At 62.9% G+C, this 17,142-nt stretch carries 15 protein-coding genes and 1 tRNA gene; 1 reads left to right on the forward strand and 15 read right to left on the reverse strand.

Annotated features, from left to right (window positions below; genetic code table 11):
- Positions 1–8: 8 nt before the first annotated feature.
- The 15 genes from HG718_RS07685 to HG718_RS07755 form a co-directional block, all read right to left on the reverse strand.
- Positions 9–1,532: an NADH-quinone oxidoreductase subunit M gene (locus tag HG718_RS07685; protein WP_160587555.1), complete on the reverse strand. Its 1,524-nt coding sequence runs from the start codon at positions 1,530–1,532 to the stop codon at positions 9–11.
- Between the two features lie 3 nt (positions 1,533–1,535).
- Positions 1,536–3,467, reverse strand: coding sequence for an NADH-quinone oxidoreductase subunit L (gene nuoL, locus HG718_RS07690; RefSeq protein ID WP_160587554.1), 1,932 nt, complete (start codon positions 3,465–3,467; stop codon positions 1,536–1,538).
- Between the two features lie 10 nt (positions 3,468–3,477).
- Positions 3,478–3,786 carry an NADH-quinone oxidoreductase subunit NuoK gene (nuoK, locus tag HG718_RS07695; RefSeq protein ID WP_027841393.1) on the reverse strand — a complete coding sequence of 103 codons (309 nt, stop codon included), beginning with the start codon at positions 3,784–3,786 and terminating at the stop codon, positions 3,478–3,480.
- 18 nt (positions 3,787–3,804) lie between these two features.
- The gene (locus HG718_RS07700; protein ID WP_160587553.1) at positions 3,805–4,419 is read right to left on the reverse strand and encodes an NADH-quinone oxidoreductase subunit J; all 615 of its coding nucleotides are present in this window, start codon (positions 4,417–4,419) and stop codon (positions 3,805–3,807) included.
- A 90-nt stretch (positions 4,420–4,509) separates the two neighbouring features.
- Positions 4,510–5,001, reverse strand: a complete 492-nt coding sequence (gene nuoI, locus HG718_RS07705; protein ID WP_027841391.1) for an NADH-quinone oxidoreductase subunit NuoI — start codon at positions 4,999–5,001, stop codon at positions 4,510–4,512.
- 11 nt (positions 5,002–5,012) lie between these two features.
- A complete protein-coding gene (nuoH, locus tag HG718_RS07710; RefSeq protein ID WP_027841390.1) occupies positions 5,013–6,038 on the reverse strand; it encodes an NADH-quinone oxidoreductase subunit NuoH in 1,026 nt (341 codons plus the stop codon).
- The gene (gene nuoG, locus HG718_RS07715) at positions 6,031–8,136 is read right to left on the reverse strand and encodes an NADH-quinone oxidoreductase subunit NuoG (RefSeq protein WP_160587615.1); all 2,106 of its coding nucleotides are present in this window, start codon (positions 8,134–8,136) and stop codon (positions 6,031–6,033) included. Before nuoG ends, nuoH begins: the two co-directional genes overlap by 8 nt.
- 30 nt (positions 8,137–8,166) lie before the next feature.
- On the reverse strand, positions 8,167–9,468 hold the full coding sequence (gene nuoF, locus HG718_RS07720) for an NADH-quinone oxidoreductase subunit NuoF (protein WP_160587552.1): 1,302 nt from the start codon (positions 9,466–9,468) through the stop codon (positions 8,167–8,169).
- Between the two features lie 3 nt (positions 9,469–9,471).
- Entirely contained in the window at positions 9,472–10,092 is a 621-nt protein-coding gene (gene nuoE, locus HG718_RS07725; protein WP_160587551.1) for an NADH-quinone oxidoreductase subunit NuoE, read from the reverse strand.
- Positions 10,089–11,315 carry an NADH-quinone oxidoreductase subunit D gene (locus tag HG718_RS07730; protein WP_160587550.1) on the reverse strand — a complete coding sequence of 409 codons (1,227 nt, stop codon included), beginning with the start codon at positions 11,313–11,315 and terminating at the stop codon, positions 10,089–10,091. Before HG718_RS07730 ends, nuoE begins: the two co-directional genes overlap by 4 nt.
- Positions 11,312–11,941 carry an NADH-quinone oxidoreductase subunit C gene (locus HG718_RS07735; protein WP_027841385.1) on the reverse strand — a complete coding sequence of 210 codons (630 nt, stop codon included), beginning with the start codon at positions 11,939–11,941 and terminating at the stop codon, positions 11,312–11,314. Before HG718_RS07735 ends, HG718_RS07730 begins: the two co-directional genes overlap by 4 nt.
- Positions 11,942–12,042: 101 nt before the next feature.
- Positions 12,043–12,645: a NuoB/complex I 20 kDa subunit family protein gene (locus tag HG718_RS07740; protein ID WP_160587549.1), complete on the reverse strand. Its 603-nt coding sequence runs from the start codon at positions 12,643–12,645 to the stop codon at positions 12,043–12,045.
- On the reverse strand, positions 12,636–13,001 hold the full coding sequence (locus HG718_RS07745; RefSeq protein WP_027841383.1) for an NADH-quinone oxidoreductase subunit A: 366 nt from the start codon (positions 12,999–13,001) through the stop codon (positions 12,636–12,638). The genes HG718_RS07740 and HG718_RS07745 overlap by 10 nt, the downstream gene beginning before the upstream one ends.
- A gap of 382 nt (positions 13,002–13,383) precedes the next feature.
- A tRNA-Asp gene (locus HG718_RS07750) sits at positions 13,384–13,460 on the reverse strand.
- Positions 13,461–13,526: 66 nt separating this feature from the next.
- Complete coding sequence (locus HG718_RS07755; RefSeq protein ID WP_160587548.1) at positions 13,527–16,043, reverse strand: ATP-binding protein; 2,517 nt, start codon at positions 16,041–16,043, stop codon at positions 13,527–13,529.
- Between the two features lie 416 nt (positions 16,044–16,459).
- On the opposite strand from HG718_RS07755, the gene HG718_RS07760 reads away from it, so the two are divergent.
- Positions 16,460–17,140, forward strand: a complete 681-nt coding sequence (locus HG718_RS07760; protein WP_160587547.1) for a response regulator — start codon at positions 16,460–16,462, stop codon at positions 17,138–17,140.
- Positions 17,141–17,142 lie beyond the last annotated feature (2 nt).

Genomic DNA, 17,142 nt, shown 5'->3' on the forward strand with positions numbered 1-17,142 from the left:
CCCGGCCCTTAGTTCAGGCCTGCGACGGAGCCCGTCGCACCGGCAGCGTTATAGGCCTCGATGGCGGCCTGGGCATTGGTGAGTAGATTGTCCACCGACACAGCAGTCACATCGAGAATGGGGGACGGATAGACACCGAAGAAGATGACCAGCAGCGCCAGCGGCACCATGGTCACCAATTCCCGGCGGTTCATGTCCGTGATGGATTTGAGATTGTCCTTCTCCAGCTCACCGAAGATGACGCGCCGGTAGAGGAACAGGGCATAGGCCGCTGACAGGATGACACCGGTGGCAGCCAGAATGGCGACCCAGGTGTTGACGGCGTAGATGCCCATGATGGTCAGGAATTCACCGACGAAGCCGCTGGTGCCGGGCAGCGCCACATTGGCCATGGTGAACAGCATGAAGAAGGTCGCGTAAACCGGCATGCGGTGCACAAGGCCGCCATAGGCTGCGATCTCGCGGGTATGCATGCGGTCGTAGATGACACCCACGCCGAGGAACAATGCCCCAGAGATAAAGCCGTGGCTAATCATCTGGAACAGACCGCCCTGAACGCCCTGGGTGTTGATGGCGAAGATGCCCATGGTCACGAAGCCCATATGGGCAACCGATGAATAGGCGATCAGCTTCTTGATGTCCGTCTGCGCGAGTGCCACCAGCGAGGTGTAGATGATGGCGATGACCGACAGGGCGAAGACCAGCGGCGCGAACATGTCCGACGCGATCGGGAACATGGGCAGCGAGAAGCGCAGGAAGCCGTAGCCGCCCATCTTCAGCAGGATACCGGCGAGGATCACCGAGCCCGCTGTCGGGGCTTCCACGTGGGCATCCGGCAGCCAGGTGTGCACCGGCCACATGGGCATCTTCACCGCGAAGCTCGCGAAGAAGGCCAGCCATAGCCATGTCTGCAGATCGGCTGCGAATTCATGGGTCAGCAGCGTCGGGATGTCCGTCGTGCCCGCCGTCCAGTACATGGCCATGATGGCGAGCAGCATCAACACCGAGCCGAGCAGCGTGTAGAGGAAGAACTTGAAGCTCGCATAGACGCGCCGCGCCCCGCCCCACACGCCGATGATCAGGAACATCGGGATCAGCGCGCCTTCGAAGAAGAGATAGAAGAGCACCAGGTCCAGCGCGCAGAAAACGCCGATCATCAGCGTTTCCAGCACTAGGAAGGCGATCATGTATTCCTTCACGCGCGTCTTGATGGAGTCCCAGCTTGCCAGGATGCAGGCGGGCATCAGCAGCGTCGTCAGGATGATGAACAGCATCGAGATGCCGTCCACGCCCAGGTGATAGGAGGCGACGCCCAGCCATTCCTGCTTCTCGACGAACTGGAAGTCAGCCGTCGTGTAGTCGAAATTCGTCCACAGCAGCAGCGAGATGGCGAAGGTGATGACGGTCGTCCACAGCGCCACGAAGCGGGCGTTGCGGGCAACCACCTCTTCTTCCCCGCGGATCAGGAGGATGAACAGCGCCCCCAGAACCGGCAGGAAGGTAACGAGGGAAAGAATGGGCCAGTCGAGCATGGCTTAGTGCGCCCCCGTCAGCGAGTAGTAGGTCACAAAGGCCGCCACGCCGATGAGCATGGCGAAGGCATAGTGATAGACGTAGCCGGTCTGCAGCTTCACCACGTTGCGGGTGACATCCATCACGCGCGCGGCAATGCCGTTGGGACCGAAGCCGTCGATGATGAAGCCGTCGCCGCCCTTCCACAGGGTGCGGCCGAGCCACATGGCGGGCTTCACGAAGATGACGTTGTAGAGCTCGTCGAAGTACCACTTGTTCAGCAGGAACTGGTACAGCGGCTGCTGTTCACGGGCGAGTGCCTTCGGGATGCCCGGGCGGACAATGTAGAATAGCCAGGCCGTTGCCAAGCCGATCACCATCATGATGAAGGGCGACCAGACCACGAGCGCCGGGGCGTGGTGGAACTCTTCGATGAGGTTGTTGCTCGGCAGGGTGAAGAGCGACCCGTTCCAGAAGGTTGCCTGATCGTGGCCGACGAAGAATTCCCTCATCGGGAAACCGGCCAGCACCGTACCGGCGGACAGCACGATCAGCGGAATGAGCATCACCCAGGGACTCTCATGCACATGGCTGAGCACCTCGTTGGAGGCGCGGCTTTCGCCGTGGAAGGTCATGAAGATGAGGCGCCAGGAATAGAAGCTGGTCATCAGCGCGGCCACGACCGTCATGGCGAAGGCGTAGCCTGCCAGGCCCGAATTGGCCATGTAGGCCGCTTCGATGATGGCGTCCTTTGAATAGTAGCCCGCCAGATAGGGGACACCCGTCAGGCCCAGCGTGCCGATGATCATCATGATCCAGGTGCCGGGGATCATCTTGAAGATGCCGCCCATCTTGCGCATGTCCTGCTCGTCCGACATGGCGTGGATCACCGAGCCCGCGCCGAGGAACAGCAGCGCCTTGAAGAAGGCGTGGGTGAACAGGTGGAACACCGCCATCTGGTAGCCGCCGAGGCCCAGGGCCACGAACATGTAGCCGAGCTGCGAGCAGGTGGAATAGGCGATCACGCGCTTGATGTCGTTCTGCACGAGACCGACGGTGGCGGCGAAGAAAGCCGTCGTTGCGCCGATCAGGGTCACGAACCACAGCGCGTCGGGCGCGAACTCGAACATCGGCGAGGTGCGGGCCACCAGCACCACGCCCGCGGTCACCATGGTGGCGGCGTGGATGAGGGCGGAGACCGGGGTCGGGCCTTCCATGGCGTCCGGCAGCCAGGTGTGCAGCAGGAACTGCGCCGACTTGCCCATGGCACCCATGAACAGCAGCAGGCACAGGGTCGTCATGATGTCGACCTGCATGCCGGCGAAGGCGAAGGTCTGGCCTGCCACCTCCGGCACGGCGGCGAACACCGTGTCGAAATCAAGCGAGCCGAAGACGAGGAAGGTGCCGGCCACACCGAGCAGGAAGCCGAAGTCACCCACGCGGTTGACCACGAAGGCCTTCATGGCAGCGGCATTGGCCGACGGCTTCTTGTACCAGAAGCCGATCAGCAGATAGGACGCAAGCCCCACGCCTTCCCAGCCGAAGAACATCTGCACGAAGTTGTCGGCGGTCACCAGCATCAGCATGGCGAAGGTGAACAGCGACAGATAGGCGAAGAAGCGCGACCGGTGCGGGTCGTGGCTCATATAGCCGATGGAATAAAGGTGCACGAGCGACGACACGGTGTTGACCACCACCAGCATCACGGCGGTGAGCGTGTCGACACGGATCATCCAGTCCACTTCCAGCGCGCCGCTGTCGATCCACCGCAGGATGTGCACCTTGCCCGTATAGCCGCCGAAGGCGACATCGAAGAAGGCGATCCACGACAGGAGCGCGGCCAGCATCAGCAGGCTGGTGGTGACGATTTCCGATCCGCGGTGGCCGATGACGCGGCCGAACAGGCCGGCGATCAGAAAGCCGAGAAGCGGGAGGAAGACGATGGCGGAATACATAGGCGTGCCCCTAACCCTTCATGAGGTTGACGTCTTCCACCGCGATGGAGCCGCGGTTACGGAAGTAGACCACCAGGATGGCGAGGCCGATGGCCGCCTCGGCGGCGGCCACGGTCAGAACGATCATCGCGAAAATCTGGCCGACGAGATCTCCAAGCTGGGTGGAGAAGGCGACCAGGTTGATGTTCACGGCAAGCAGCATCAGTTCGACGGACATCAGGATGATGATGATATTCTTCCGGTTGAGGAAGATGCCGAAGATGCCGAGCGTGAACAGAAGCGCTGCGACGGTGAGATAGTGGCCAAGGCCGATGTCGATCATGTCCCCTGCTCTCCCTTAGATGCCCTGGCCCGGCTTGATCTGCTTCAGCTCGACGGCTTCAGCACGCGTGCGGGCGACCTGCTGGGCGATGTTCTGCCGCTTCACGCCTTCCTTGTGGCGGAGCGTCAGCACGATGGCACCGATCATGGCGATGAACAGGATCATGCCGCAGGCCTGGAAGTAATAGACGTAGTCGGTATAGAGCACCCGGCCGATAGCCTCGGTGTTGGTGACATCCGTCTGAACGGGCGTGGGTGATGCCGCAAGCGAGGCTGCCTCGGGCGCAATGGTCCAGGCGCCGAGCACCAGCAGCAGCTCAAGCAGCAGGATGAAACCGATCAGCGCGCCGAAGGGCATGTACTGAAGGAAGCCTTCGCGCAGCTCGGAAAAGTCCACATCCAGCATCATCACCACGAAGAGGAACAACACCGCGACCGCGCCCACATAGACGATGACCAGGATCATCGCGAGGAACTCGGCGCCCATGAGCACAAACAGGCCCGCGGCGTTGAAGAAGGTGAGGATGAGGAACAGGACCGAATGCACAGGGTTGCGGGCTGAGATCACCATCACAGCAGACGCCAGCGCGATGAACGCGAAGACGTAGAACGCAATCGTTGCAACGATCATTTGAGTGAGCCCCCCGGCCCGGTTTCTAATTGGCGCAGCCCCTGGGGAGGGCATGCGATTAAGGTGTGTCGGAAGATGCGCGCGCCGCTTTTAGCGGTAGGGCGCATCCATTTCTATGTTCTTGGAGATCTCGCGTTCCCAGCGGTCCCCGTTACTCAGCAGACGCGCCTTGTCGTACATCAGCTCTTCACGCGTCTCTGTGGCGAATTCGAAGTTCGGGCCTTCCACGATGGCATCCACCGGGCAGGCTTCCTGGCAGAAGCCGCAATAGATGCACTTCACCATGTCGATGTCGTAGCGCGTGGTGCGGCGGGTGCCGTCATTGCCGCGCGGGGCAGCTTCGATGGTGATCGCCTGCGCCGGGCAGATGGCCTCGCACAGCTTGCAGGCAATGCAGCGCTCTTCGCCGTTCGGGTAGCGGCGCAACGCATGCTCGCCCCGGAAGCGCGGCGACAGCGGGCCCTTTTCGAAGGGATAGTTCACCGTCGGGCGCGGCTTGCCCATGTAGCGCAGCGCCAGGAAGAAGCTGGATACGAACTCGGTCAGGAAGAGCGAGCGGGCAGACTGATCAAGCCAGGCCATGTCGTTTCTCCTTACGCCGGCAGCATGTCAAAGGCGACGAGCACACCGGCGGTCGCGACGAGATAGAACAGCGACAGCGGCAGGAACACTTTCCAGCCCAGCCGCATCAGCTGGTCGTAGCGGTAGCGGGGCACCATCGCCTTCACCATGGCGAAGATGAAGAACAGGAAGATCACCTTGATCCAGAACCAGAAGAAGCCCGGCACCCAGGTGAACGGCGCGAAATCCGCCGGCGGCAGCCAGCCGCCCAGGAACAGGACGGTAATCAGCGCGCACATCAGGAGGATCGACACATACTCTGCCAGGAACAGCAGCATGTAGGGCGTCGAGGAATATTCGGTGGCAAAGCCCGCCACCAGTTCAGCTTCCGCTTCCGGCAGGTCAAACGGCGGCCGGTTGGTTTCCGCCAGTGCCGAGATGAAGAACACCACGAACATCGGGAACAGCGGGATGAAGAACCAGTTGAGCAGGCCGTAGTCACCGTCCTGCGCGCGCACGATGTCGGACAGGTTGAGCGACCCCGCCACCAGCAGCACGCAGACGATGACAAAGCCGAGCGACACTTCATAGGAGACCATCTGCGCAGCCGAGCGCAGGGCACCCATGAAGGGATATTTCGAGTTCGACGCCCAGCCGCCCATGATGATGCCGTACACACCAAGCGACGAGATGGCGAAGATGAACAGGATGCCCACATTGATGTCGGCGAGCGCCCAGCCATCCGCCATGGGGATCACCGACCAGGCAGTAAGCGCCAGCACGGCTGCCACGATGGGGGCGAGGATGAACACGCCCTTGTTGGCCCCCGATGGAATGACGAATTCCTTGAATACGAATTTCAGGAAGTCGGCAAAGGTCTGCAGCAGGCCGAACGGGCCGACCACGTTGGGGCCACGGCGCAGGCCCACATAGGCCCACACCTTGCGGTCCGCATAGAGCAGGAACGCGATCAGGATCAGCAGGCCGACAATGGTCGCCAGCGTCTGGCCGATGATGATCGCAGCGGTCAGACCATAGGTGCTCAGGAAATCAGCCATTGGTGCCGGTCGCCTCTTTTGAAGTCGCGTCCTGGGCCACCCGGTGCGTTGCCGCCAGCGACAGGTCAGCCATGGTCTTGCTGGCCCGCGCAATCGGGTTGGTCAGGAAGAAATCCGTGATGGCCGGTGCAAACGGCGCGCTGTCCATGGAGGCGTCGGCGAAGGACGGCATGTCGCCGGCTTCCACCTGGCCGAGGCGCATCATGGTGGGTGCGTCCTCGTACATGGCCGTGCGCAGCTGGGCCAGATTGTCATAAGGCAGGGTCTTGCCGATCACATCCGACAGGGCGCGCAGGATCGACCAGTCCTCGCGGGCATCGCCCGGCGGGAAGGTGGCGCGGCGGCCAAGCTGGGCGCGGCCTTCGGTGTTGACCCAGGTGGCGGACTTTTCGGTGTAGGCGGCCCCCGGCAGGATCACGTCGGCGCGGTGCGCACCGCGGTCGCCATGGCTGCCCTGATAGATGACGAAGGCATCGCCGTAATGGGTGCCGTCGATTTCATCCGCACCGAGAAGATAGACCACCTCAATGTCGCCCGAGCGTGCCGCGTCGAGAATGCCGGTCACGTCCTTGCCGCCCTCGCCCGGCACGAAGCCGAGATCAAGACCACCGACGCGGGCCGCTGCGGTGTGCAGCACGTTGAAGCCGTTCCAGCCGCCGGTAATGGCTCCGACGCTGTCCGCCAGCTTCTTGGCGGCGGCCAGCACGGCAGCGCCGTCGGCACGGGTAAGTGCACCCTGGCCGATGATGATCATCGGCTTTTCGGCGTCCTTCAGCACCTGCGCGAAGGAATGGCTGCCGGACACAAGCTCGCTGAGCGTGTCAGTGCCTGCACCCAGTTCCTGCACCGGGTAGGTAAGGTCGAAGGGCTGGCCGATATTGGCGACCTTGATGCCTGCCTCGCGCCAGCGGCGGCGGATGCGGGCATTCAGCACCGGCGCTTCCATGCGCGGGTTGGAGCCGATCAGCAGGATGGCGTCGGCCTCGTCGATGCCGGCAATGCCGGAATTGAAGAGGTAGCCGCCGCGGGCACCGGCTTCGAGCTTGGTGCCGTCCTGGCGGCAATCAATATTGGTGCTGCCGATGGCGCCTGCGAGATCCTTCAGCGCCTTCATGCTTTCAGCACAGGCGAGATCACCGGCGATGGCAGCGAATTTCGTACCGTCGAGCCCGTCCAGCTTTTCGGCGATCACGCCGAAGGCTTCCTGCCAGCTTGCGGGCTTAAGCTTGCCGTCCTTGCGCACATAGGGGCGATCCAGACGCTGGCGGCCGAGGCCGTCCCAGATGAAGCGGGTCTTGTCGGAGATCCACTCCTCGTTGATGTCGTCGGCATTGCGCGGGATGATGCGCATCACGGCCTTGCCGCGCGCATCGACGCGGATATTGCTGCCGAGTGCATCCATCACGTCGATGGTTTCGGTCTTCTTCAGCTCCCAGGGCCGCGCCTGGAACGCGTAGGGCCGCGAGGTGAGCGCGCCCACCGGGCACAGATCGATCACATTGCCCTGCAGCTCGGAGCCCATGGCTTCTTCGAGATAGGTTGTGATCTCCATGTCCTCGCCGCGACCGATGGCGCCGAGATCCGGCACGCCCGCCACTTCGGTGGAGAAGCGGATGCAGCGCGTGCAGTGGATGCAGCGGGTCATGATCGTCTTGACCAGCGGGCCGATATATTTGTCCTCAACCGCGCGCTTGTTCTCGGAGAAGCGCGAGCCGTCGGTGCCGTAGGCCATGGCCTGGTCCTGCAGGTCGCACTCGCCGCCCTGGTCGCAGATCGGGCAGTCCAGCGGATGGTTGATCAGCAGGAATTCCATCACGCCTTCACGAGCGTCTTTCACCATCTTGGTGTTGGTGAAAAGCTCCGGCGGCTGACCTTCCGGCCCCGGACGAAGATCCTTCACGTTCTGCGCGCAGGAGGCAACGGGCTTGGGCGGGCCGCCCTTCACCTCGATCAGGCACATGCGGCAATTGCCGGCCACCGACAGGCGCTCGTGATAGCAGAAACGCGGAATTTCCTTGCCCGCTTCCTCGCAGGCCTGGAGCAGCGTCAGATCGGCATCGACCTCGATCTCTTCGCCGTCAACCTTGATGGTACGCAGTTCGCCCATGGTGTTGTCCCGTACCCTCAGCTATTCCGCGGCCACGGCCGGCGCGCCAGCCTGGCGGGCCTTGCGGGCGGCAATGCGGTCTTCGAACTCATGGCGGAAGTGGCGGATGACGCCCTGGATCGGCCAGGCAGCCGCGTCACCCAGCGCGCAGATGGTGTGGCCTTCGACCTGCTTGGTGACCTTGAGCAGCGTGTCGATTTCCTCGACCTCCGCCTCGCCCTTGGCCATGCGCTCCATCACGCGCCACATCCAGCCGGTGCCTTCGCGGCACGGCGTGCACTGGCCGCAGCTTTCATGCTTGTAGAAGTAGGACAGCCGGGCGATCGCCTTGATGACGTCGGTGGACTTGTCCATGACGATCACCGCCGCCGTGCCGAGGCCCGACTGCACTTCCTTGAGCGCGTCGAAATCCATCAGCACCGTGTCGCACACATCCTTGGGGATCAGCGGCACCGATGACCCGCCGGGGATCACCGCCAGCAGATTGTCCCAGCCGCCGCGCACGCCGCCGGCATGCTTCTCGATCAGCTCCTTGAGCGGGATCGACATCTCTTCTTCCACGTTGCACGGATTGTTCACGTGGCCGGAGATGGAGAACACCTTGGTGCCGGTGTTGCCCGGGCGGCCGAAGCCCGCAAACCAGTCACCGCCGCGGCGCAGGATGGTCGGGGCCACCGCGATGCTTTCCACGTTGTTGACGGTGGACGGGTTGCCGTAAAGGCCGACATTGGCGGGGAAAGGCGGCTTGAGGCGGGGCATGCCCTTCTTGCCCTCAAGGCTTTCGATCAGCGCGGTTTCTTCGCCGCAGATATAGGCGCCCGCGCCATGATGCACGATCACGTCGAAGTCCCAGCCCGACCCGCAGGCATTGGGGCCAATGAGGCCCGCGTCATAGGCTTCGTCGACGGCCGCCTGCAGGCGGTTGCGCTCGAAGATGTATTCGCCGCGCAGATAGATGAAGGCGTGGTTGGCGCCCATGGCGAACCCGGCGAGCAGGCAGCCTTCGATCAGCTTGTGCGGATCGTGGCGCATCATCTCGCGGTCCTTGCAGGTACCGGGTTCGGACTCATCCGCGTTCACGACGAGATAATGCGGGCGCCCGTCGCTTTCCTTCGGCATGAAGGACCATTTGAGGCCGGTCGGGAAACCCGCACCGCCGCGGCCGCGCAGGCCCGACTTCTTCACCTCTTCGATGATCCAGTCACGGCCCTTGGCAAGAATGTCCTTGGTGCCGTCCCAGTCGCCGCGCTTGCGGGCGGCTTCGAGGCGCCAGTCCTCATAGCCATAGAGGTTCGTGAAGATGCGATCCTTGTCAGACAGCATGGCTCAGCCCTCCCCGCCGACAGTTGCAGGCACATCCGTCAGGGAGGTCAGGCCGCCTGCGGGTTCGGACGATTTGCGTCCGGTCTGCGAGCCCACCTTCACCTCGCGCCCGGCAGCGAGATCATCGAGCAGCTTCTCGAAATTCTCCGCCGTCAGGTCTTCGTAATAATCGTCGTTGATCTGCACCATCGGGGCGTTGGCGCAGGCGCCCAGGCACTCGACTTCCAGCCAGGAGAAATTGCCGTCGGCTGACACCTGCTGCTGCTCGCCAATGCGCTTGCGGCAGACTTCCTTGAGGTCGTCCGCGCCGCGCAGCCAGCACGGGGTCGTGCCGCAGAGCTGGATGAAGTGCTTCCCCACCGGGGACAGGTTGAACATGGTGTAGAAGGTCGCCACTTCGAGGGCGCGGATATAGGGCATATCCAGCATCTCGGCGACGCAGCGGATCGCAGGTTCCGGCAGCCAGTAATCATGCTGCTTCTGGGCCAGCCACAACAGCGAGATAATGGCGGAGGCCTGACGGCCTTCCGGGTACTTCGCGATCGTCTTCTTCGCAGTCTCGAGATTTTCGGGCGTGAACGCGAAACTCTCCGGCTGGTTGGGATCCAGACGCCGAACGCTCATCGGTCCACCTCACCAAACACGATATCCAGGGAGCCGAGGATGGCGGACACGTCCGCCAGCATGTGGCCCTTACACAAATGATCCATCGCATGCAGATGGTTGAAGCCAGGCGCGCGCAGCTTGGCGCGGTAAGGCTTGTTGCTGCCATCCGACACGAGATAGACGCCGAACTCACCCTTGGGGGCCTCGACAGCGGCATACACTTCACCGGCGGGCACGTGGTAGCCCTCGGTGTAGAGCTTGAAGTGGTGGATCAGCGCTTCCATGGAGCGCTTCATCTCGCCGCGCTTGGGCGGCACCACCTTGCCGTCGGCGGAGGAGACCGGCCCCTCGCCTTCCGCGCTGCGCAGCTTCTCGATGCACTGCTTCATGATGCGGATGGACTGGTGGCACTCCTCCATGCGGCACAGATAGCGGTCATAGCAGTCGCCGTTCTTGCCGACGGGAATGTCGAACTCAAGCTCGTTGTAGCACTCATAGGGCTGCGAGCGGCGCAGGTCCCAGGCCATGCCCGAGCCGCGCACCATCACGCCGGTGAAGCCCCAGTTGAACACATCCTCCTTCGTCACGACGCCGATATCGACGTTACGCTGCTTGAAGATGCGATTGTCCGTGAGCAGACCTTCAATGTCGTTGAGCACCTTCGGGTGCTCCTCGCAGAAAGTCATGATGTCGTCGAGAAGCTCGTTCGGCAGATCCTGGTGAACGCCACCGGGACGGAAATAGGCGGCGTGCATGCGGCTGCCGGAGGCGCGCTCATAGAAGACCATGAGCTTTTCGCGTTCCTCGAAGCCCCAGACCGGCGGGGTCATCGCGCCCACGTCAAGCGCCTGGGTGGTGATGTTGAGGATGTGCGACAGCAGGCGGCCGATTTCCGAATAGAGCACGCGGATGAGCTGGCCGCGCTTGGGCACGGTGATGCCCAGCAGCCGCTCCACCGCCATGCAATAGGCGTGCTCCTGGTTCATCGGCGCCACATAGTCGAGGCGGTCGAGATAGGGCACGGCCTGCAGGTAGGTCTTGTGCTCCATCAGCTTTTCGGTGCCGCGGTGCAGAAGGCCGATATGCGGGTCAACACGCTCAACGACCTCGCCGTCCATCTCCAGCACCAGGCGCAGCACGCCGTGGGCCGCCGGATGCTGCGGGCCGAAATTGATGGTCAGCGTGTCGATGGCCTCGCCGGAGGCTTCACCTGTGGTGACGTCTGTCGGGGCAATGTTCATTTTGCCTGCTCCGCCTTTTCGTCGCCGGGAAGGATGTATTCAGCCCCTTCCCACGGGCTCATGTAATCGAAGCTGCGGAATTCCTGCATCAGCTTGACCGGCTCGTAGACGACCTTGCGCTGCTCGTCGTCGTAGCGCACTTCGTAATAGCCGGTGAGCGGGAAGTCCTTGCGCAACGGGTGCCCTTCGAAGCCGTAATCGGTCAGCAGGCGGCGCAGGTCCGGATGACCGGCGAACTGCACGCCGTACATGTCCCAGATTTCGCGCTCCTGCCAGTTGGCGACCGGGAACACCGACACGCAGCTCGGCACCAGCATGTCCTCATCCGCTTCAGCCTTCACGCGGATGCGCTGGTTCATGGTCATCGACAGCATGTGATAGACGACGTCGAAGCGGCGCGTGCGGGCAGGATAGTCCACGCCGGTGATATCGATCAGCGTTGCGAACTCGCAGCCGCTGTCATCGCGCAGGAACTTCAGCACCCGGACGATTTCCTGGGCGGGCACGGTGATCGTCAGCTCGCCATTGGCGATCTCATGCGATTCAACCGCGTCCAGCCCGGCGGTGATGTGGTCCGCCAGGTCCGCGAGGGCTTCGTTGCTGGGTGTCGTGTCAGTGACCGACATGGCTTGTTTCCGATGCTCTCAGTACAAGACACCCGGCTTCAGGATGCCTTCGGGTAGGAGATGCAGGGAGTGGGCGACGGGCGCCCTCTCCTTGCGGCAGGTCAGCGCTCGATGGTGCTCGTGCGCCGGATCTTCTTCTGCAGCTGCAGCACGCCGTAAAGCAGCGCCTCAGCCGTCGGCGGGCAGCCCGGGACGTAGACGTCCACCGGCACGATGCGGTCGCAGCCGCGCACCACCGAATAGGAATAGTGATAGTACCCGCCGCCATTGGCGCAGGAGCCCATGGAGATGACGTAACGCGGGTCCGGCATCTGGTCGTAGACCTTGCGCAGGGCCGGGGCCATCTTGTTGGTGAGCGTGCCGGCGACGATCATCACGTCGGACTGGCGCGGGCTGGCGCGCGGGGCGAAGCCGAAGCGCTCAACGTCGTAACGCGGCATGGAGAGCTGCATCATTTCAACGGCGCAACAGGCCAGGCCGAAGGTCATCCACATCAGCGAGCCGGTGCGGCCCCAGGCGATGAGATCTTCCAGGCTCGTGACGACGAAGCCCTTCTCTTCCATCTCTTCGGTGATCTGGCGGACGAGGGGATCATTGTCGGCGTCGGACGGCTGCGGCGCACGCGCCAGATAGCCCGTCTTGGGATCGATGAGGCCGGTGGACCCTTCCGGGACCAGAATGCCGTTTTTCTCTTCTACTCCCATTCGAGCGCGCCCTTCTTCCACTCATAGACAAAGCCGATGGTGAGGATGCCCAGGAACACCATCATCGACCAGAACCCGAACATGCCCGTTTCACCCAGGGAAATAGCCCAGGGGAACAGGAAGGCCACTTCGAGGTCGAAGATGATGAAGAGGATCGCCACCAGGTAGAACCGCACATCGAACTTCATGCGCGCGTCGTCGAAGGCGTTGAAGCCGCATTCGTAGGCCGACAGCTTTTCCGGGTCCGGGTTGGACGGGGCGACGATCATCGGCGCCACCAGGAACGCGGTCACCAGGACAATCGAGATGCCAAGGAAAACGACGATCGGGAGATATTCTGCAAGAAGCTCAGGCATGATCAGGTTTAGGGGCCCTGTCTTTCACTCATGTGCCGGTTAATGCCTAGGCTTTCCCGGCGGCGCAACCGAAAGTCGCGCCTTCCCTCCGTCCCGTCGCCAAAAAGCCGTTTTTGTCGCACCGATTCACTGGCGGACAGGAATTCGCGACACTATATCCACGCGCCCATTCATTTCAATGTGAAGAGCCGCCAGATTTGCGAGCTTTTTCGCATGTCGCCGCTGCGCCTCGCGCATGGACATGCACGCGCACCACGTGCACACGCTGCCAGCTGCGGGTGGCTCGCAACTAGGTCTCGTTCATCGCATTTTCGGAAGAGAATCAGACGGATCAGGCCCGTCGCTTACGCGGTTTGCCGACTTTCAGAATTCAGGCTGAAAGTGGCGGGAGTGACGGGGCTCGAACCCGCGACCTCCGGCGTGACAGGCCGGCACTCTAACCAACTGAGCTACACCCCCGCGTAAGGGTCCGCAGCGGTGTTTCCCGCTTTGGAGCGGCGTGTTTAAGGCTCCCTCCTGGGGGTGTCAAGCACTGTGTGCGGCGAAAGCTGTGGATTTCTCTTCCTCGCTGTCACTTTCCGCGCGGCTTGCGAATTTCTGCAGAGTTACGGCCAGTGCCTTCACCGAAATCGGCTTGGGCAGGAAGTCGCTCATGCCCGCTGCGAGATATTCCTCGCGGGTGCCGCGCATGGCGTGAGCGGTGATTGCGATGATCGGCACATGGGCACCGGTGTCGCGTTCTTCCTCGCGGATGAGGCGGGTGGCCATCACACCGTCGATGCGCGGCATCTGCACATCCATCAGCACGGCGTCATAGCCGCCCTTGCGGGCCGCCTCCACCGCTTCGGCCCCGTCCGGCACGATGTCGTAGCTATATCCCAGCCGCGAGACCATGGCGGTGATGACCCGCTGATTGACGTGATTGTCCTCGGCGATCAGCAAATGGCCACGATGGGTGCCTTCAGGAGCAGGGCCCGGAGCAGCGGCAGGTGCAGACCCGGCCGCTGCCGTGGTCTTTTCCGGTGCAGCCGCGGATGCGGCAGGTGCGGGATCGTGTCCCGATGCGGGCGGTGCCTCGGCCGCCGGCCTGGCGGGACGGTCCGGGGTCGGCAACGCCGGGATCTGTGCCTCTGCAGGTGCCGCAGATGCTTCGGAGCCGGGCACGCTGCGGCTCGCAGGCGTTGGGGGTTCGTAGGCGACTGTGAACCAGAAGGTGCTGCCCTGCCCCTGCGTACTGTCGACACCAATCTCGCCGCCCATGCGCTCCGCCAGACGTTTGCAGATCGCCAGCCCCAGGCCGGTGCCGCCGAACTCGGCAAAGCTGCTGCGCGCCTGGGAATAGGGCTCGAACAGGGTGTTGAGAGTTTCCCCGTCAATGCCGATGCCGGTGTCGGTCACCCGGCAGCGGAGCATGTGCCTGCCATCGGCGGCGGTCTCGCTCATCATGCTGACCGTGACCATGCCGTCGCGGGTGAATTTCACCGCGTTGCCGACAAGGTTGGAGATGATCTGGCGCAGGCGGCCGCGATCTGTTGAGACAGCAGGCGGCAGGTTTTCGCCGGCTTCAAAAGTGAGCGACACATGCTGCTTGCCAGCCGCGGGACCGAACAGCCGCGTGACCCCGCGGGCGAGCTCCGCCGGATCGAATGTCTCCGGTGACAGTTCAAGCCTGTCCGCCCCCAGCTTGGAGAGGTCCAGCAGATCATCAAGGATGGCCAGCAGGCCGCGGGCGCTGTCTGCAGCCGTGTCCGCCAGCGGCTGTTGCTCGGTGGTCAGGTTGCCATGTGACAGCAGCTCCAGCATGCCAATAATGCCGTTGAGCGGCGTGCGGAGTTCATGGCTGACGGTGGCGACGAATTCGGACTTCGCGTTGCTCGCATCCTCCGCTTCCGCCTGGGCGGTGCGCAGATCGGTTTCCGTGCGGCGGCGCGATGTGATGTCGGCAACCGTTCCGACGATACGCATCGGCTGCCCGTTGGGACCACGGCCGAGTGCAGCCTTGATTTCCACCCATTCCACATGGCTGTGGGGCACACGGACGCGCACCTCAACATTTACGGGATCACCGTGAATGACGCAGGCCCGCAATTTCTCGCGATAGCGATCCACATCGTCGGGGTGGATGGTATCCATGATCTTGCTGACCGGCATTCCGTTGCCACGCAAATCAAGCCCCAGAGTGCGCTTCATATGGTCGGAGCAGTACATCTGCTCGCGACCGATATGCCAGTCCCAGACCCCATGCTTCGATGCTTCCTGCACGAGCGACAGCCGATCGGCGGTTTCGCGGGCAACCATGTCGGCATTGATCTCGTCGGTCAGGTCAGTGAACACGCCGAAGATTTTCGTGCCGTCGCTGTTCTTCTGACCGCGCACTACCACATGGCGGATCGCCCCTTCCTGACGCACCAGCCGGGCGTGAAAGTTCACCGGCTCGCCGCGCTCGAGGCAACTGCTGACAGCTTCGATGAGCTTGGGCCTGTCCTCCTGGTGGAACCGCGTACGGGCGTGCTCTTCGGAAATCACTGCTTCCTTCTCGCCATCGCGCAGCAGGTCAAACGGGTTGTCTGACCAGGTGACGGTGCCGTGCGAAGCGTCCAGCATCCAGAAACCCTCGGCGCGCGCGCCATCGACCTTTTCGAGGAAGCGGTCATAGGTGCCCCGGTATGCCGCCGGCAGGTGACGCTCACGGGCGCCCTCTGTCAGCGTCACACTGAAATGGCCTGACCTGTCCGGCAGGGACACGCAGTCGAACGCGAATCTGAGACCGTCCGGACCCCGCCTTTCCGCTTCGAAATCAAAGGCCGTAATGCCTCGCGCCGCGGCATCCGCGATCTGGTTGGTAATCGACGGGGCATCCTTGAGGAACCTCAGCCAGCCGCCCTGCAGCAGTTCCTCGCGCGGGACGCGGAGCATGCCCGCTGCGCCCTGAGACGCATCCAGCACCATGCCGCGCTGGTTGATGAGCAGAATGGGATTTGGAAGGACCGCAATGCCGCCGCTTGCCGCGTCAGACCCGTTGGTGCTGCCGTGGTCGTACATTCCTTACCGTCCCCCAACTGGAATGCACGGCGGGACCATGGCGTCCGCGACGCCACGGCCGATCGCCGTGATGCACTTTCTGCGCGCAGCATGGCGCAAGCCGGTTAAGAGGCGGCTAAAGTCGTATGACGGCTCAATTAAAAACGCACCAAATGCGCGAGACGGGTTGCATTGGGTCAGAGAATGCCGGAGTTTCGTTTATCCGGATCGGGATGATTTGACCGACGCTGCCCGCGGTCGGGCACTCCCGTTGAGGGTTTCAATTTGTCACAGGCCCCATTGACCTGCCGCAAGGCCGGGACGCGGCTGCCCGTGAGACTTCAGGGCCATTCCGAGGAGGCCTAGTCCCTAAGGACTAGTCCCTATGCGCACATGAAAAATGTGATCAATACAGGCAGAAAACAGGAGCGCATTTCATGACTCCCGGCGTATTGATGCCCGATCAGACCTTCCTCATCGCTGACGATCACTGGCTAGTCCGTCAGGGCCTGCGGCAGACCCTGACGGCCCTGAGCGACACCCTCAAAGTGCATGAGGCGGACAGCTTCGATGAAGTGTTTACCCTGCTGAAGCGGGACGACATCAGCTTCGATCTACTACTCATCGATATGTCCATGCCCGGCGCACAGCCTGAGGCGGCCATTGCCCATATCCGCGAAACATCCCCGGCCATTCCGGTGGTGGTGATCTCCGGCAGCGATGACCCGGTCATCATCCGCCGGATGATCGATTGCGGGGCGGCGGGCTTCGTCGCCAAATCGGCTCCCCCCTCCATCCTGGTCAGCGCGCTGCAGCTGGTGCTGGCGGGCGGCATCTATGTGCCGCCGTCAGCGCTTGAGGCCTCAGCCCCGGCCACCACCGCTGTCCTTACCGAGCGCCAGACGCAGGTGCTCAACATGCTGGCGGAAGGAGCCCCCAACAAGGTCATTGCCGCCCGGCTGGGGCTTGCCTTGCCGACGGTGAAGATCCATGTGGCTGCCGTGCTGCGGCGCCTGTCCGCCCGCAACCGGGTGGAAGCGGTGCAGGAAGCCATGCGGCTCGGGCTCATCGAGCCGCCGCGAGCTTCGTCCCTGGGGGATGCGCCGCCGGGCACCTGACG

The sequence above is a fragment of the Pyruvatibacter mobilis genome (assembly GCF_012848855.1).
Classification (GTDB): Bacteria; Pseudomonadota; Alphaproteobacteria; order CGMCC-115125; family CGMCC-115125; genus Pyruvatibacter; species Pyruvatibacter mobilis.

Bases quoted from the DNA above. Each gene is read 5' to 3' on its own strand.
- HG718_RS07685 (WP_160587555.1), bottom strand. From the start codon at position 1,532: ATGCTCGACTGGCCCATTCTTTCCCTCGTTACCTTCCTGCCGGTTCTG.
- nuoL (WP_160587554.1), bottom strand. From the start codon at position 3,467: ATGTATTCCGCCATCGTCTTCCTCCCGCTTCTCGGCTTTCTGATCGCC.
- HG718_RS07700 (WP_160587553.1), bottom strand. From the start codon at position 4,419: ATGATCGTTGCAACGATTGCGTTCTACGTCTTCGCGTTCATCGCGCTG.
- nuoI (WP_027841391.1), bottom strand. From the start codon at position 5,001: ATGGCCTGGCTTGATCAGTCTGCCCGCTCGCTCTTCCTGACCGAGTTC.
- nuoH (WP_027841390.1), bottom strand. From the start codon at position 6,038: ATGGCTGATTTCCTGAGCACCTATGGTCTGACCGCTGCGATCATCATC.
- nuoF (WP_160587552.1), bottom strand. From the start codon at position 9,468: ATGCTGTCTGACAAGGATCGCATCTTCACGAACCTCTATGGCTATGAG.
- nuoE (WP_160587551.1), bottom strand. From the start codon at position 10,092: ATGAGCGTTCGGCGTCTGGATCCCAACCAGCCGGAGAGTTTCGCGTTC.
- HG718_RS07730 (WP_160587550.1), bottom strand. From the start codon at position 11,315: ATGAACATTGCCCCGACAGACGTCACCACAGGTGAAGCCTCCGGCGAG.
- HG718_RS07735 (WP_027841385.1), bottom strand. From the start codon at position 11,941: ATGTCGGTCACTGACACGACACCCAGCAACGAAGCCCTCGCGGACCTG.
- HG718_RS07740 (WP_160587549.1), bottom strand. From the start codon at position 12,645: ATGGGAGTAGAAGAGAAAAACGGCATTCTGGTCCCGGAAGGGTCCACC.
- HG718_RS07745 (WP_027841383.1), bottom strand. From the start codon at position 13,001: ATGCCTGAGCTTCTTGCAGAATATCTCCCGATCGTCGTTTTCCTTGGC.
- HG718_RS07755 (WP_160587548.1), bottom strand. From the start codon at position 16,043: ATGTACGACCACGGCAGCACCAACGGGTCTGACGCGGCAAGCGGCGGC.
- HG718_RS07760 (WP_160587547.1), top strand. From the start codon at position 16,460: ATGACTCCCGGCGTATTGATGCCCGATCAGACCTTCCTCATCGCTGAC.